The following is a 14,979-nucleotide window of genomic DNA, read 5'->3' as shown; positions in this document are numbered from 1 at the left end:
CGCCGCGCCGAAATCCTGCAGGTCGGCCGGCGCCATGCCGTGCGGCCAGTCTTCCGTCGCGACGAATTTCGGCGTCGACGCCAGCAGCACCAGGCGCGCGATTTTGTGCGGATGATCGAGCGCCGCGCGCATCGCCACCTGCCCGCCGAGCGACCAGCCGAGCAGCGTCGCCCCCTCCGGCAACTGCTGTGCCAGATCGTCGGCCCAGCCCTGCAGGGTGTTGTCAGCCGCGGCATCGCGTCCGCCGTGGCCGGGCAGATCGAACGCGCGCACCTCGAAAGCGGCCGCCAGCAGCACGGCCAGCTCGTCGAACACGCGGGCATTCATGCCCCAGCCGTGCACCAGCGCGAGGACGGGTTTAGACGATTGCATGCAGCGCCTCGACCAGCTGCGCGACATCGTCCGCGCTGTGCGCCGCCGACAGGGTGATGCGCAGCCGCGCTGTATTGACAGGCACCGTCGGGGTGCGGATCGCGGCCACCAGCAGACCGCGCTGCAACAGGCTTTGCGACAGCCGCGCCGCATCGGCATTGCTGCCGATCAGCAGCGGCTGGATCGGCGTGTCGGACGGCATCAACGCGCCATGTTTCAACCCGGCCAAGCCTTCACGCAACTGCGCGACATGGCCGCGCAGGCGCTCGCGCCGCACTCCGCCTGCCTCGATCTGGCGCAGGCTTTCCAACAGACACGCGGCCAGCAGCGGCGGCGAGGCGGTGGTGTAGATGTAGGGGCGCGCTTTCTGGATCAGCCAGGCGATCACGCCGGCATGCGCCGCGACCGCCGCACCCGCCACGCCGGCTGCCTTGCCCAGGGTGGCCAGATAGATTACGCGGTCGCTCGCCCGTGCGCGGTCGCTGAGTCCGCCGCGGCCGTCGTTGAGTACGCCGAAGCCATGCGCGTCGTCGAGATAGAGCCAGGCGTCATGGCGTTCGGCCAGATCGAGCAGCGCATCGACCGGCGCGGTGTCGCCGTCCATGCTGAACACCAGGTCCGAGACAATCATCTTGTCCTGCGCCTTGCTTGCCGCCAGTTGCCCTTCGAGCTGGACCAGGTCGTTGTGCCGATAACGGGTGAAGGCCGCGCCGGACAGCTGCGCGGCGTCGACCAGCGAGGCGTGGTTGAGCTTGTCGCCGAACGCTTCGCTGCGGCGCCCGAGCAGCGCAGTCAGCACGCCGAGGTTAGCCATGTAGCCAGTGGAAAACAGCAGCGCTGCCGGCTTGCCGACGAAGCGCGCGAATGCGGCTTCGAAGTCCTCATGCAAGCGGTGGTGGCCGGTGATGAGATGCGCAGCCCCGGCGCCGACGCCGCATTCATCCAGTGCCGCATGCGCTGCCTGCACCAGCGCCGGATCGGCGGCGAGACCGAGATAGTCGTTGCTGCAGAACGAGACGACGCGCTGGCCGTCGATCGTGACGCGGGCGCCCTGCGCGCCGTCGAGCAGCGGGCGGCGGCGCTCCAGATGATCGGCCTGCAGCGCCGCCAGCCCGTCCTGCAGACGGGTCAGCGCGGCGTGCGTCACAACGGCATCAGGCCCAGGCTGTCGAACAGGCGCTGGTCGCGTTCCCACTCCGGATTGCCGGTGGTGAGCAGCTTTTCTCCGTAGAAGATCGAGTTGGCGCCGGCGAGGAAGCACAAGGCCTGCACCGCGTCGCTCATCTGCTGGCGGCCAGCCGACAGGCGCACGAAGCTCTGCGGCATGCAGATGCGCGCGACCGCGATGGTGCGCACGAATTCCAGCGGCTCGAGCGCCTCGGTGCCGGCGAGCGGCGTGCCCTCGACCTGCACCAGCAGGTTGATCGGCACCGATTCCGGCTGCGGGTCGAGCGCCGCCAGCTGCGCGATCAGCCCGGCGCGCTGGGTGCGCGATTCGCCCATGCCGACGATGCCGCCGCAGCAGACGTGGAGGTCGGCCTGGCGCACGCGCTCCAGCGTGTCGAGCCGGTCCTGGTATTCACGGGTGGTGATGATCTCGCCGTAGAACTCGGGCGCGGTGTCGAGGTTGTGGTTGTAGTAGTCGAGCCCGGCTTCTTTCAGCTGCTCGGCCTGGCCGTCCTTCAGCATCCCCAGGGTAGCGCAGGTTTCCAGGCCCAGCGCTTTCACCTCGCGCACCATGTCGAGCACCGGTTCGAGATCGCGCTGCTTCGGCCCGCGCCACGCCGCACCCATGCAGAAGCGCGAGGCGCCGGCCTTCTTGGCGGCCCTGGCCGCCTTGAGCACGTCGTCGAGGTCGAGCAGGCCCTGCTTTTCCACCCCGGCGTCGTAATGGACCGACTGCGGGCAGTAGCCGCAGTCCTCGGAACAGCCACCGGTCTTGACCGACAGCAGGGTCGAAAGCTGGACTTTGTTGGGATCGAAACAGGCACGATGCGTGGTCTGTGCCTGGAACATCAGATCGGCAAAAGGCAACGCGAACAGCGCGTCGATCTCGGCTACCGAGCGTCGCACAGGCGGGTGGGTCAAATCATTCATTAATCGCTACCTCGATGGTCATGTCCTGCCATGGCTCGCGCGCGGCCTTGTAAATATCCAGCAGCGCCCACGGCACGATGATCAATACCGCCAGCCCCAACACCAGCATCAATCCCTGCCAGCCGTCGAGCAGGCCGTAGATCGCCGGGCCGATCACCATCAGACTGCCCATCACACCGTAAAAGCGGTAGCCTGCCCACTTGTTGTAATGCGCGGCGCGCGAATTGGGGTGGTGGGCGATGCTGGCATAGACGAAAATCGACGCGCCCAGCCAGATCATCACCGGCGGCAGCGACAGCACGAAAGGCAGAAACCCGATCTTGTGGCTGGCCAGCAAGCGGCCCAGCAGCAGTGCGGTGATCGATAACGTCAACGCCACCACGGTCAGGATGTTGAACAGCTGGGCGGCAAAGCGGGAAGACGAGGCAGAAATGACGCGTTTGGCTTTCATGGCGGGGATTTTCGGGGGCGCCGACCCCGCTGTCAAATTCGGAGCGCGGCAGAATTGAACATCCGCTTATTTTTTAATCGATTCATCCCGCCCGCCTGCCTGCTGTGCGGCGGCCACTCAACGCACGCGCTATGCCCCGAATGCCACGCCGATCTGCCCTGGCACCGCCAGCCGCAGTGCCCGCGATGCGCCACCCCGACCCCCGACGGCCAGCTGTGCGGCGCCTGCCTCAACCATCCCCCCGCATTCGATCGCTCCGTTGCGGCGCTGGCTTACGCCTTTCCGCTCGACCGCCTGATCCCGCACCTGAAATACCACGGCCGGCTTGCCGTTGCGCCGGTACTGGGCGAGTGCCTGGCCCGCGCCGTGGCATCCGCCCCTCGTCCCGACCGGCTGATCGCCATGCCGCTGCACACGAAACGTATCCGCGAGCGCGGCTTCAACCACGCCAGCGAAATCGCACGCGAGACGGCAAAGCGGCTCCGGCTTCCACTCGATGCCGCCAGTTGTCGGCGCATCCGCGACACGCCGCCGCAAATGGGGCTGAAGCACGCTGCGCGGCAGCGTAATGTGCGCGGCGCATTCGCGTGTTCGGACAGCATTCGGGGACTGCATATCGCGCTGATCGACGACGTGATGACGACCGGGACCAGTTTCGACGAACTGGCCGCGACGCTGAAGCGGGCCGGCGCGCGCGAAGTGAGCTGCTGGGTGGCGGCGCGCGCGCTGCCGCCGGGCGACCGCTTTCAGCCGTAGATTTCTTCCACCGCGAAAATACGCCGGTGCTCGCGCATGGCATAGCGATCGGTCATGCCGGCGATGTAATCCGCCACGGCACGCGCGCCTTCCAGCGACTCGCGCGCCTGGTGTTCGGGCGGCAGCAGGCGGGCGTCGCCGGTAAACGCGGTATAGAGGTCGGTGATGATGCGGCTGGCCTTGGCGCTCATCCGCGCCACCTTGTAATGGCGATACAGATGGCGCAGCAGGAAGCGCTTGAGTTCACGGTGCTCGTCGAGCAGCGCCGGGCTGAATGCCGCCAGCGGCGGCGCCGCGCGCACTTCGTCCAGCGTCTGCACGCCGCTGTTTTCGATGTTGATCCGCGTCGTGCTGACCAGGTCGAGGATCAGCGTATTGATCATGCGGCGCACGGTTTCGGTCACCACGCGGCGCCCGTTCAGCGTCGGGTACAGGCTGCGCACTTCGCTCTGGTGGCGCGCGAACAGCTGCACTTCCGCCAATTGGTCCTCGGTGATCAGGCCGGAACGCAGACCGTCGTCGACGTCGTGGTTGTTGTAGGCGATTTCGTCGGCCAGGTTGGCGATCTGCGCTTCCAGCGAAGGTTGCCGCTTGTCGAGGAAACGGCGCCCGACATCGCCGAGTTTTTCGGCGTTGCCCAGCGAGCAGTGCTTGAGGATGCCCTCGCGTGTCTCGAAGGTGAGGTTCAATCCGTCGAACCCGGCATAGCGTTCTTCCAGCAGGTCGACCACGCGCAGCGACTGCAGGTTGTGCTCGAAGCCGCCGTGTTCGCGCATGCAGGCATTCAACGCATCCTGCCCGGCGTGGCCGAACGGCGTATGGCCGAGGTCGTGCGCCAGCGCCACCGCCTCCACCAGATCCTCGTTGAGGTTCAGCAGGCGGGCGAGGGTACGGCCGATCTGCGCCACCTCGATGCTGTGGGTGAGGCGGGTGCGGAACAGGTCGCCCTCGTGGTTGACGAACACCTGGGTCTTGTATTCCAGCCGGCGGAACGCGGTGGAATGGATGATGCGGTCGCGGTCACGCTGAAATTCGGAGCGCGGCGCAGCCGAGGGCTCGGAATGCAGCCGCCCGCGGGATTGACTGGAATGTGCTGCGTAGGGTGCGAACGACGGTTCCATCAAATCCCTTTCAGCGCGGCGCGCTCAGCACGCTGCTCAGCACATCGGCCGGCACGTCGCCGGTGATCGCCGCCTCGCCCAGCTTTTTCAGCAGCACGAAACGCATTTGTCCGCCCTCGACCTTCTTGTCGTGGCCCATGTATTCGAGATAACGATCGACACCGAGGTCGGGCGCCAGGTCGGGCAGCCCGGCAGCCCGGATCAGCGCGCGGGTGCGTTCGACGTCGGCCCCGGAAATCCAGCCCATCTGTTGCGAGGTCTGTGCCGCCATCACCATGCCTGCCGCCACCGCCTCGCCGTGCAGCCAGTTGCCGTAGCCCATGCCGGTCTCGATCGCATGACCGAAGGTGTGGCCCAGATTGAGAATCGCGCGGATGCCGCCTTCGCGCTCGTCCTGTCCCACCACCTGCGCCTTGATTTCGCACGAACGGTAGATCGCATGGGCGATCGCTGCCGGGTCGAGCGCGCGCAGCCTGCCCATGTTCGCTTCCAGCCAGGCGAGGAATTCCGCATCCCAAATCAGGCCGTACTTGATCACCTCGGCCAGTCCCGCCGACAGTTCGCGCGGCGGCAGCGTCTTCAGCGTGGCGGTGTCGGCCAGCACCACTTTCGGCTGGTAGAACGCGCCGATCATGTTCTTGCCGAGCGGATGGTTGATCCCGGTCTTGCCGCCCACCGACGAATCGACCTGCGACAAGAGCGTGGTGGGAATCTGGATGAAAGGCACGCCGCGCTGGTAGCTCGCCGCCGCGAACCCGGTCATGTCGCCGATCACCCCGCCGCCAAGTGCAATAAGGGTCGTCTTGCGTTCGGCCCGCTGGCGCAGCAGCGCATCGAAAACCAGATTCAGCGTCTCCCAGTTCTTGTAGGCCTCGCCGTCCGGCAATATCACCTGCGCCACCGTCACGCCTGCGGCTTCCAGCATCGCCTTCAGCGGTGCCAGATACAGCGGCGCCACCGTGGTGTTGGTCACGATCATCGCCCGCTTTTGCGCAAGGTGCGGCAGGATCAGTTCGGGCCGGCTTACCAGGCCGTCGCCGATGTGGATCGGGTAGGAGCGGTCGCCGAGGTCGACGGTAAGGGTTTGCATGGGAAACCGGTCGTGAATGGAAAGGGGCGCCACATTGTAACCAAAGGCCACCCCGACTCAATCCAGAACGCACCCCACAGGCCGCCCCCCTCCAGCCGAGGCCGCGGGATTGCGGCATTCAATTTGGGATATCCTGTAAGTGTCTATATGCGCCCGACCGCCCCCCCCATCCTTGCAGCGACCGAAACCATGAACTGTCACCTTTGCGGGACAGAAACTGCGCAATACTTCGATACCCAGGTGCTCGGCGGGCACGCGGCACGCTACGCTTATTGCGCCGACTGCGACCACATTTTTGCCGACAGCCCAGACTGGCTGGACGAGGCCTACACCGAAGCCACCGACGCCGCGGACACCGATACTGCTAGCCGCAACGTGCTGACCGCACTGCGGCTCGCCGCCCTGTGCCATGTCGGGCTGGGCGAACGGGGGAAAGGTGTGTACGTCGACGTGGCAGGCGGCTATGGATTGCTGACCCGGCTCATGCGCGATCTCGGTTTCAATTACTTCTGGTCGGATCGCTACGCGCAGAACCTGTTCGCAAGGGGCTTCGAATATCAGCCCGGCCTGGGCGCCTGCCAAGCCGTCAGCGCCATCGAGGTGCTCGAACATACCGTCAACCCGCTCGAGTTCATCCAGCAGGCCCTGGCCCAACACCAGTCCGACACCTTCATCTTCACCACCGAGACCTTCCCCGACGGCTGCCCGCCGCGGCCCGGCCAGTGGGGCTACTACGCGCTGGAAAGCGGACAGCATATCGCCTTCTTCTCGCCCCGCGGCCTGACACGACTGGCCGAAAGGCTGGGCATGCACTATTTTCCGCTGGGACGCATCCACCTGTTCAGCAAGAAACCGCTGCCCCGCTGGCGGCTCAGGCTGGCCAGCAACAAGTTGCTGATCGTGCCGCTCGCCCTGTATGCGCTCGTGCGCCTCGGTTCCCGGCGCACGAGCGACCAGCAATACCTCAGAAGAAAAAACTGCTCCGCTCCGCCCCATGCCTGACCGCATTCTCCTCGTCTCGCCCGCTTCGCCGTTTGCGCCGCAATCCGGCGCGCAACAGCGCACTGCGCTGCTGTACCAGGCCTTGCAGACGCTGGGGCCGGTGGATGTGCTGCTGCTGGAACCGACGGCCGGCGCCAGCCGCCTGGCCGCGCCCAAGGACGGGGTGCGCGCCCACGGATTCTGGCGCCAGCGCCCGCTCGGCATCGGCAAGTTCGAGCCTGACGCCGCGCTGAACCGTATCCTGCAGGCAGCAGGGCTCGACCTCGGCGAATACCGGCTCATCGCCAGCCGCTACCTCAACCCCATCTCCAAGCTGCGCATCCCGCCGGGAGTGCGCACCCTGGTCGACCTCGACGACTGGGGCTACCACTATGCGCCCGCGCGCCTCGATCTCGCCGCACGGCTGAAGTCGGCTTACGCCCTGAGGCTGGCCACCCGGCAGCTGCCGCGCTTCGATGCCTTCTTCTTCGTCAGCGCACGCGACCAGGCCAAGCATCCGGACTTGCACTCGACCATCCTGCCGAACATCCCCTTCGATCCCCCGGCGCAACCTTATCCGCAAGCCGACAGCAAGATCCTGCTGTTCGTCGGCTCGCTGTGGTACGGCCCCAATCGCCAGGGCATCGACCGTTTCCTGCAGCGCAGCTGGCCCGCAATCAAGCAGGCGCAGCCGCAGGCCCGGCTGCTGCTGGCGGGCGCGGCATCGCCCGCGTTGCGGCACGGTTGGGAGGCCCATCCGGACGTGTCCGCCCCCGGCTTCGTCGACGATCTCGCCGCGGCCTATCGCGACGCCGCCTTCACCATTGCCCCGATCCATTCCGGCGGCGGCACCAACATCAAGATACTGGAATCGCTGGCGTTCGGACGTGCCTGCGTGACCACCCCATACAGCGCCTCCGGTTTCATGGACGGCCTTGCCGACGCGGGGCTGGGCATTGCCCGCGACGACGCCCACTTCACCCGGCTGTGCCTCGACTGGCTGGACGACCTGCCGGCACGCGCCAGCGCTGCCGAATACGGCCATGCCCGACTGCAACAACACTACACGCGCGACCTGTTCGCGGAACGGGTGGCGCAGCTGTCCGCGGCCTGTCTGCACGCGCCGGCGACGCCATGAGCCTCGGACAGTCGCTGATCGATCCGGCCATCATCGTCCACCACGCCCTGCGGGTGTCCTGGCCCCTGCGCCGGCTGCGCGCCGCGGCGCCCCGGCCTGGCGTGCCGCAAGCGCTCACCCGCTACGCGGTCATTGCCGGCGACGCCAGCGATCCGTCCGGCTCGCTGGGCGATATGGCCATGTTCAGCGCCCTGATGCAGGCGCTCCGCGCCCGCACCCCCGCTGCCACCTTCACTATCGTCGGCGCGCACGACCACCGCATCGCCGTGCCGGGAATCGGCGAGGTCCCGGTGGTCGCCGCATGGAACGGCACCGCGGGCGCGGTCGCATTCGACCGGCTCATTCGCCAGCACCACGCGCTGTTCGTCATGGGCGCCGATATTCTGGACGGCAAATACGGTGCGGCTCTGGTACAGCGCATCGTCGGCTACTGTAACCACAGCGTGCAGCTCGGCATCCCGGCCACCACACTGGGATTCAGCTTCAACCGCCAGCCGCGGCGTCCCGCCGTGCATGCCCTGGCCAGACTGCACCCCAAGGTCACGGTCAACGTGCGCGACCAGCCTTCGCTCGACCGCTTCGCCCGCATCGTCGGCATCCCCGCCAGCCTTTGCGCCGACAGCGCCTTCCTGATGCCGCCTGCCGACGACGCCGATCCCGAGGCCGAAGCCTGGATCGCCGCCATGCGCGCCACGGGACGCATCCCCGTCGGCGTCAACCTGAATGCCCACGCGCTGGCGCCTGCCATCGCCCAGGCCGGCATGGACGCGCTCATCGCCCATATCGCCAAGCTGCTCGGACGCGCCGGCGAGCAGTTCGGACTGGCCTACATGCTGATCCCGCACGATCTCAAGCGGCAATCGGCCGACGCCGTCATGCTGCAGGCACTCGCCAGCCAACTGCAGCAGCGCGGCTTCCCGCATCTGCGCTATACCCCGGTCGAGCGCCCCGACGAGATCAAGCGGCTAGCCGGTCTGCTCGATCTCGTCATCACCGGCCGCATGCATCTGGCCATCGCCGCACTCGGCAGCGCCACGCCCACCCTGTCGATCGCCTATCAGGACAAGTTCGAGGGGCTGTACCAGCACGTCGGCCTGTCGCCCGAACACATCCTGTCGCCCCTGCAATGCCTGGGCGACGAACTGCTGACCCGGATCCATCACGCCTGCGCGCAAAGGCACGACAACCGCGCGCGCATCCGCGCCCGCCTGCCGCAGGTGATGGCGCTGGCCAGCCGCAACCTTGACCTGGCTACCTGTTGAGCGCACAAACGCAGCACCGTCATAGCAAACAAAACCCGGGGGGGGAAACGATGTTTGTTCGCAATATCCGCGAGAAGCACGAGAACGGCGAGTACCGGGTACAAGCCGACGTCGAACTCGAAACCCGCAATGTACGGGAAACCGTGTATTTCTCGGTGCCCTCCAGCCAGGCCCATTGGATACGCCCCGAGCCCAATGCCTTCATGGTGGGCACCGCCATGGCGGCCATGTGGAACGGCGAGGCCCGGCTGGAAATCGAAGGCGGGGTCGACCCGCAGCTCGGCTCCAGGCTGACCATGGCCATGCGGCTGATGGCGCACTGGCATCACAGCCCGCTGCGCCCGCCGGAGATCCGGGCGCCTGCGCGTACCCATCCGCTGCCGGACGTGCCCCGCTCAACCACCGCGCTGTTTCTGTCCGGCGGCGTGGATTCCCTGTCTTCCCTCTACTGGAATGTCAGCCAATACCCGGCGGGGGATCCGCGGCGGGTGGGCGTTGCCTTCTTCGCCCACGGCCTCGATGTGGGCGACCCCAACAAGCAGGACCGGCCTGACGTGTGGGAACTCGGCATCGGGAAGCTGACCGCCCTGTGCGAGGAGCACGGGGTGGAACTGGTGACCATCAAGGTCAATCTCAGGAACCTGGCCAAGAGCTGGCGTTTCTACGCGAAATGGCAATTCGCCTCGCTGCTCGCCGCCATCGCCCACGCGGCCAGTTCGCGCATCCATCGCTGCATCATCACCCCCGACAACGTGCTGGAATACATCCAGCACCCGCATGGTTCTCACCCCTGGCTGAACAGCTATTACGGTGCCGATTTTCTCGAAGTCACGACCGGCGACATGGAACAGTTCAGCCGCCTGGAAAAAATCCGCCAGCTGTTGTCATGGCCCGCTGCCCTGAATTCGCTCAGGGTATGCTGGGACACCCCGGCCATCCCCGAGGGCCACCTGAATTGCGGACGCTGCGCCAAGTGCGTGCGCACCATGCTCGAATTCATGGCCTGCGGCCAGCTCGCGCAGACGCAGGCATTTCCACGCAACGAGGTAACGCCCGACATGCTGAAATCCACACACATCCGTTCACATGTCGAGGTGGAGTATTTCGCCGAGCTGGTCGCGCCGCTGGAGGCGATCGGGCGGCACGATCTGGCGGCCACGGTCAGGCGCAAGCTGTGGCTGTTCCAGACCGAGCACGCGCTCGGGCTCAACCGCCTGCGCCCGTATGCCAAAAAACTGCTGGGGAGAAGCTGACCAGGTGTCCCGGCTCCCGGCTTTGCCCGTGCCACGAAACAAACCGGGCATGATGTTTGCTGTAATGTTCTGCCATTTACTCCACTCGACACACCGATCCGCTGGCATGCCCGTTTCGTTCACCCACCTCATCACCCCGTTCGTCTGCGCCCCGGACAGCGAACACGGCATCGCCTGCGCCAGCCTGGAAACCGCGCTTGAGAATGCCCGCGGTGCGGCACTCGAGGCGAAGCCACTGACACACATATCGATGGATCACCGCGACATGCAAACCGCATCATGAATCTGGGAGCAAGCATCCGCCACGGCGCCAAGTGGGTCTTCATCGGCAACACCGGCAGCCAGATCGTCAATTTCGCACTGGGGCTGATCCTCGCGCGCCTGCTGATGCCGGCCGAGTTCGGCATGGTGGCGACCATCCTGATCTTCACCAACCTCGCCGGCTTCGTCGCCGGCGGCGGCATGGGGCAGGCGATCGTGCGCGCCAAGGAAGCGACGAAACGCGACTTCGACCTGCTGTTCACCCTGCAAAGCCTGATCGGCCTGATCATCGTCGGCTTCTTCTTTGCCGTCGCGCCGGCGTTCGGCCGCTGGTACGGCGATCCGCTCTATGCGGACATGCTGCGCGTGGCCGCGCTGTCCTTCCTGATCCGGCCGTACTTCAACGTGCCCAGCAACATGCTGCACCGCGACATGCGTTTCAAGGCCAAGACCGCGGTGCAGCTCACCAATCTGTTCGTCTACAACGGCATCGCACTGTCGCTGGCCTGGAAAGGTTACGGCCCCTGGAGCCTGATTCTGGCTGGACTGTTCAGCGCCATTGCGGGCGCTCTGCAGTTCGCCTGGTATGCCCGCTGGCGGCCGGGCCTGTGCTTCGATTTCGCGCGCGCGGGCGAACTGATGCGCTACGGCCTCTTGGCATCGAGCAACAACATCGTGGGCTATGTCCGCAGTCAGCTCCCGACCTTCATCCTGTCGCGCAGCATCGGGCCGGCCGGCGTGGGCCTGTACAACAAGGCCGAGAGCCTCGCCGGCCGCCCGCACGGCTTCATCACCGGCTCGGTGTACGAGGTGCTGTTCCGGGCGCTGGCCAAGGAACACGACAATCTCGATACCTCGCGTTACCTATTCTTTCGCAGCCTGACGCTGGTCGCGGTCTACGCGCTGCCTTTCTACATCGGCTTCCTGTGGCTGGCCGAACCGCTGGTGGTGATGCTGTTCGGTCATCGCTGGGCCGATTCGGCCGCGCCGCTGGTGATCCTCAGCCTCGCCGCGCCGTTCATGATCGTGGAAAACCTCTCCGGCGCCGTGCTGGCGGCCCGCAACTGGCTGGACAAGGAACTGGTCGCGCAGATCATCATGATCGCGGTCGCCGGCACCGGCATCGTCCTCGGCCTGCCCTACGGCATGGAAGGTGTGGCCGCCGGCATGGCGCTCGCCCTGCTCTACATGAGCATCCACATGTTCTGGTTGGCCAAACAGTGCCTGCAGGCGCGCTGGCGCGATCTGGGCCGCGCCTTCGCGCCGGCCCTGCTGCTCAACGGCATCCTCGTCGCCGCGCTGTGGCTGGTCGACGCCAGCCTGCCGGCCGCGCTCCGCTCGAACGGGCCGCTGTATGTGATCCTCATGGCGGCGTCAGGCGGGCTGGTTTATGCACTCGCATTTCTGTACCTGCCGATCCCGGCGCTCGCCTCGGAATCCGCCCGCTGGAAAAGCAAACTCAGACTTCCTCTCTCCACCGCAACATGAGCCGGATCGACCCTCTCTCCCGTTTCCTCCATCGCCAGGCCGGCCAGCACGGCCCGGTGATGCTGATGTATCACGCCGTCACGCCCGGCACCGATCGCCCGGCCTGGCCCTGGGCGGTTTCGATGCGGCAGTTCCGCGCACAGCTCGATTTCCTCGCAGCCTCGGGTTACGCCACGCCGACCATGGCCGAGCTGGCCGAACCTGGCCGCGTCTGGCCCGGCCGCACCGCCGTCATCACCTTCGACGATGGCTACGTCGACAACCTGGCCGCCTGCGCAGAACTCGAACAGCGCGGCATGCGCGCAAGCTGGTTCATCGTATCGAGTTCGGTCGGCCGCCCCCCCGGCTGGCCCGACGACGGCCGCCCGGCCGGCCGCATGCTCAACGCCGCCGAACTGCGCGACATGCACGCCGCCGGCATGGAAATCGGCTCCCACACCGTCAACCACGCCCGTCTGACCGGGACGGACGACGCGCAACTGCAACGCGAGCTGGTCGACTCCAAGGCCGCGCTCGAAGACCTGCTCGGCGCCCCCGTCCCCAGCTTCGCCTACCCCTACGGCGCCTGGGACGCACGCTGCACCGCGGCCGTCGCCGCGGCCGGCTACGCCGCCGCCTGCACCACCCGTACCGGCTGGGCGCTGCGCGACAACGACCCCTACCGGCTGCGGCGCCTGACCGTGTTCAACACCGACACCGCCGGCAGCCTCGCCCGCAAGCTCTATTTCGGCAGCCACGACGTGCGCTGGCGCGACATCGCACGCTATACCCTGCGCCGCCTGCGGCGCGTCTGACCGCCCATGCAGCCCGCCGTTTCCATCGTCATGCCCTGCCACGACGCGCTGGCCCACCTGCCAGCCAGCGTCGGCAGCGTGCTGGCGCAGCATTTCGATGACTGGGAACTGATCGCGGTCGACGACGGCTCGCAGGACGGCACGCTCGCCTGGCTGCGCAGCCAGGCCGATCCGCGCATCCGCGTGCACAGCCAGACCAACCAGGGCGTCAGCGCGGCGCGCAACGCCGGGATTGCCGCGGCGCGCGGCGAATACCTCGCCTTCCTCGACGCCGACGACACCTGGTCGCCGGATTTTCTGGCGCGCATGCATGCGGCGCTCACGGCCGCGCCCGCAGCCGCGCTGGCCTATTGCGGTTGGCAGAACCTCGGCCTGCCGGGCGGGCAAGGCGAGCCCTTCGTACCGCCGGATTACGAGAACGCGGACAAGGCGGCGACATTGTTCGCACGCTGCCGCTGGCCGATCCATGCCGCGCTGGTGCGGCGCAGTGCGGTCGAGGCGGCGGGCGGCTTCGATCCCCACCTGCGCAACGCGGAGGACTACGCGCTCTGGCTGCGCGTCGCCGTTCCGGAGCCCATCGTGCGCGTGCCCGAGGTGCTCGTCTATTACCACTTTCACGGCGGCGCGCAGGCCTCGGCGGACAAGGCCCGCGCCGCCTTGCAGCATCTGCTCGCGCAGCGGCACTATCTGGACGCGCATCCGGCATTCCGCGCCCGGCTGGGCCGGCGCCAGGTGCGCGAACTGACCCTGGGCACCCTGCTGGCGCAGGCCTACGCCAGCTACTGGAAGCGCGATCTGGCGACGGCGCGCCGGCTGTTCCGTGCCGTGATGCGGCGGGGTTATGGCACACTCCGGGACTGGACCTACATGCTGCCCGCGCTGCTGCCCGAAGCCTGGCACCGCGCGCTGCTGCAAAGACGAGACAAGAACAAACCGGTATCTCATGGATAGTTTCGACCCCACGCTCATCTCGGTCGTGATGCCGTGCTACAACGCCGCGCCTCATGTCGAAGCGGCGATCGCCAGCGTGCTCGACCAGCGCTATCCGCGCATCGAACTGGTCGTGGTGAACGACGGTTCGACCGACGGCTCCGAAGCCATCCTCGAACGCTTCGCGACAGCGCACCCCGACCGCGTGCTCGTGCTGCATCAGACCAACAGCGGCCCCTACGCGGCGCGCAATCACGGCCTTACGCATGCGCACGGCAACTTCATCGCCTTTCTCGATGCCGACGACACCTGGCATCCCGATGCGCTGCGCCGACTCCACGACGCGATGCAGGCCAGCCACGCCGACGTCGCCTACTGCGGCTGGCAGAACGTCGGCGAACTGGCGCTGAACACCCAGCTCTACATTCCGCCGAACTACGCCGCCGAGGACGCCGCCGCGCTGTTCCTCAAGGCCTGCCCCTGGCCGATCAACGGCGTACTGATCCGCCGCCAGTTGCTCGACGCGCTGCGCGGCTTTTCCGAACGGCGCCCCACCGCGATGGACTACGACCTGTGGCTGCGCATGCTCGCCGCCCAGCCGACGGTCGTGCGCGTACCCGAAGTGCTGGCGTATTACCGCCACTACCCGCGCGGCGCGGCGCATATTCCACGCTGGCGCCAGGTATTCGACGCCATCGCTGTGCGCGAGGATTTCGTCCGCCATTATCCCGAACAGGTCGCCCACCTCGACCGCGCCGAACGCGACGCCAGCCTCTACGGCTCGCTGCTGCCCGAGGCCTACCGCTGCCACTGGCGGCGCGACCTCGACTCCTCGCGCCGGCTGTTCCGCCGCGCCGCGCGCAAGGCCGACTGGAAGGCGCGCGACGCCAAGTACATCCTGGCCAGCTTCTTGCCTGCGTCCCTGTTCGATTCGCTGATCCGGATGGTCGACGCCCGCCGCAACGCACGCGACTCGCTGTGACTT

General features: G+C 66.9%; 16 protein-coding genes. 10 read left to right on the top strand and 6 right to left on the bottom strand.

Translation table 11 applies throughout. The annotated features are described in order from the left end of the window. From Q0L94_RS05430 to Q0L94_RS05415, 4 genes are all read right to left on the bottom strand, one after another. Nucleotides 1-372 (bottom strand): alpha/beta fold hydrolase (locus tag Q0L94_RS05430; RefSeq protein ID WP_296750937.1); only part of this gene is annotated, 372 nt, incomplete at its 3' end. Further along, nucleotides 359-1,519, bottom strand: coding sequence for an 8-amino-7-oxononanoate synthase (gene bioF / locus Q0L94_RS05425; protein ID WP_296750935.1), 1,161 nt, complete (start codon nt 1,517-1,519; stop codon nt 359-361). The genes Q0L94_RS05430 and bioF, both read right to left, overlap by 14 nt. Then, nucleotides 1,516-2,469, bottom strand: coding sequence for a biotin synthase BioB (gene bioB, locus Q0L94_RS05420; protein WP_296750932.1), 954 nt, complete (start codon nt 2,467-2,469; stop codon nt 1,516-1,518). The genes bioF and bioB overlap by 4 nt, the downstream gene beginning before the upstream one ends. Continuing rightward, nucleotides 2,462-2,920, bottom strand: coding sequence for a hypothetical protein (locus Q0L94_RS05415; protein WP_296750929.1), 459 nt, complete (start codon nt 2,918-2,920; stop codon nt 2,462-2,464). The genes bioB and Q0L94_RS05415 overlap by 8 nt, the downstream gene beginning before the upstream one ends. A gap of 54 nt (nt 2,921-2,974) precedes the next feature. On the opposite strand from Q0L94_RS05415, the gene Q0L94_RS05410 reads away from it, so the two are divergent. After that, entirely contained in the window at nt 2,975-3,676 is a 702-nt protein-coding gene (locus Q0L94_RS05410) for a double zinc ribbon domain-containing protein (RefSeq protein ID WP_296750926.1), read from the top strand. On the opposite strand, the gene Q0L94_RS05405 is transcribed toward Q0L94_RS05410, so the two are convergent. Beyond that, nucleotides 3,667-4,797: a deoxyguanosinetriphosphate triphosphohydrolase gene (locus Q0L94_RS05405; protein ID WP_296750924.1), complete on the bottom strand. Its 1,131-nt coding sequence runs from the start codon at nt 4,795-4,797 to the stop codon at nt 3,667-3,669. The genes Q0L94_RS05410 and Q0L94_RS05405 overlap by 10 nt on opposite strands. A gap of 10 nt (nt 4,798-4,807) precedes the next feature. Beyond that, nucleotides 4,808-5,887: a 3-dehydroquinate synthase gene (gene aroB / locus Q0L94_RS05400; RefSeq protein WP_296750920.1), complete on the bottom strand. Its 1,080-nt coding sequence runs from the start codon at nt 5,885-5,887 to the stop codon at nt 4,808-4,810. 189 nt (nt 5,888-6,076) lie between these two features. Between aroB and Q0L94_RS05395 the strand changes: the two genes are divergently transcribed. The 9 genes from Q0L94_RS05395 (at nt 6,077) to Q0L94_RS05355 (ending at nt 14,976) form a co-directional block, all read left to right on the top strand. After that, entirely contained in the window at nt 6,077-6,889 is an 813-nt protein-coding gene (locus Q0L94_RS05395) for a class I SAM-dependent methyltransferase (protein ID WP_296750917.1), read from the top strand. Then, nucleotides 6,882-8,006 carry a glycosyltransferase family 4 protein gene (locus Q0L94_RS05390; RefSeq protein ID WP_296750914.1) on the top strand — a complete coding sequence of 375 codons (1,125 nt, stop codon included), beginning with the start codon at nt 6,882-6,884 and terminating at the stop codon, nt 8,004-8,006. The genes Q0L94_RS05395 and Q0L94_RS05390 overlap by 8 nt, the downstream gene beginning before the upstream one ends. Further along, a complete protein-coding gene (locus Q0L94_RS05385; protein ID WP_296750911.1) occupies nt 8,003-9,268 on the top strand; it encodes a polysaccharide pyruvyl transferase family protein in 1,266 nt (421 codons plus the stop codon). Before Q0L94_RS05390 ends, Q0L94_RS05385 begins: the two co-directional genes overlap by 4 nt. 50 nt (nt 9,269-9,318) lie before the next feature. Then, nucleotides 9,319-10,521 carry a hypothetical protein gene (locus Q0L94_RS05380; RefSeq protein ID WP_296750909.1) on the top strand — a complete coding sequence of 401 codons (1,203 nt, stop codon included), beginning with the start codon at nt 9,319-9,321 and terminating at the stop codon, nt 10,519-10,521. 106 nt (nt 10,522-10,627) lie between these two features. Continuing rightward, nucleotides 10,628-10,804 (top strand): hypothetical protein, encoded by a 177-nt coding sequence (locus Q0L94_RS05375; RefSeq protein ID WP_296750908.1) that lies wholly within the window; start codon nt 10,628-10,630, stop codon nt 10,802-10,804. After that, nucleotides 10,801-12,270 (top strand): lipopolysaccharide biosynthesis protein, encoded by a 1,470-nt coding sequence (locus Q0L94_RS05370; protein WP_296750905.1) that lies wholly within the window; start codon nt 10,801-10,803, stop codon nt 12,268-12,270. Before Q0L94_RS05375 ends, Q0L94_RS05370 begins: the two co-directional genes overlap by 4 nt. Further along, nucleotides 12,267-13,064, top strand: coding sequence for a polysaccharide deacetylase family protein (locus tag Q0L94_RS05365; protein WP_296750900.1), 798 nt, complete (start codon nt 12,267-12,269; stop codon nt 13,062-13,064). The genes Q0L94_RS05370 and Q0L94_RS05365 overlap by 4 nt, the downstream gene beginning before the upstream one ends. A gap of 6 nt (nt 13,065-13,070) precedes the next feature. Beyond that, complete coding sequence (locus Q0L94_RS05360; RefSeq protein ID WP_296750897.1) at nt 13,071-14,015, top strand: glycosyltransferase; 945 nt, start codon at nt 13,071-13,073, stop codon at nt 14,013-14,015. Beyond that, nucleotides 14,008-14,976, top strand: coding sequence for a glycosyltransferase (locus Q0L94_RS05355; RefSeq protein ID WP_296750895.1), 969 nt, complete (start codon nt 14,008-14,010; stop codon nt 14,974-14,976). The genes Q0L94_RS05360 and Q0L94_RS05355 overlap by 8 nt, the downstream gene beginning before the upstream one ends. Nucleotides 14,977-14,979 lie beyond the last annotated feature (3 nt).

The organism is Thiobacillus sp., from assembly GCF_024708915.1.
This window is presented reverse-complemented; position numbering and strand designations above follow the sequence as displayed.

Excerpts from the sequence above, each read along its gene's own strand:
- Q0L94_RS05415 (WP_296750929.1), bottom strand. The coding sequence starts at position 2,920 with ATGAAAGCCAAACGCGTCATTTCTGCCTCGTCTTCCCGCTTTGCCGCC.
- Q0L94_RS05365 (WP_296750900.1), top strand. The coding sequence starts at position 12,267 with ATGAGCCGGATCGACCCTCTCTCCCGTTTCCTCCATCGCCAGGCCGGC.
- aroB (WP_296750920.1), bottom strand. The coding sequence starts at position 5,887 with ATGCAAACCCTTACCGTCGACCTCGGCGACCGCTCCTACCCGATCCAC.
- Q0L94_RS05385 (WP_296750911.1), top strand. The coding sequence starts at position 8,003 with ATGAGCCTCGGACAGTCGCTGATCGATCCGGCCATCATCGTCCACCAC.
- Q0L94_RS05375 (WP_296750908.1), top strand. The coding sequence starts at position 10,628 with ATGCCCGTTTCGTTCACCCACCTCATCACCCCGTTCGTCTGCGCCCCG.
- bioB (WP_296750932.1), bottom strand. The coding sequence starts at position 2,469 with ATGAATGATTTGACCCACCCGCCTGTGCGACGCTCGGTAGCCGAGATC.
- Q0L94_RS05355 (WP_296750895.1), top strand. The coding sequence starts at position 14,008 with ATGGATAGTTTCGACCCCACGCTCATCTCGGTCGTGATGCCGTGCTAC.
- Q0L94_RS05405 (WP_296750924.1), bottom strand. The coding sequence starts at position 4,797 with ATGGAACCGTCGTTCGCACCCTACGCAGCACATTCCAGTCAATCCCGC.
- Q0L94_RS05395 (WP_296750917.1), top strand. The coding sequence starts at position 6,077 with ATGAACTGTCACCTTTGCGGGACAGAAACTGCGCAATACTTCGATACC.
- Q0L94_RS05390 (WP_296750914.1), top strand. The coding sequence starts at position 6,882 with ATGCCTGACCGCATTCTCCTCGTCTCGCCCGCTTCGCCGTTTGCGCCG.
- Q0L94_RS05360 (WP_296750897.1), top strand. The coding sequence starts at position 13,071 with ATGCAGCCCGCCGTTTCCATCGTCATGCCCTGCCACGACGCGCTGGCC.
- Q0L94_RS05370 (WP_296750905.1), top strand. The coding sequence starts at position 10,801 with ATGAATCTGGGAGCAAGCATCCGCCACGGCGCCAAGTGGGTCTTCATC.
- Q0L94_RS05380 (WP_296750909.1), top strand. The coding sequence starts at position 9,319 with ATGTTTGTTCGCAATATCCGCGAGAAGCACGAGAACGGCGAGTACCGG.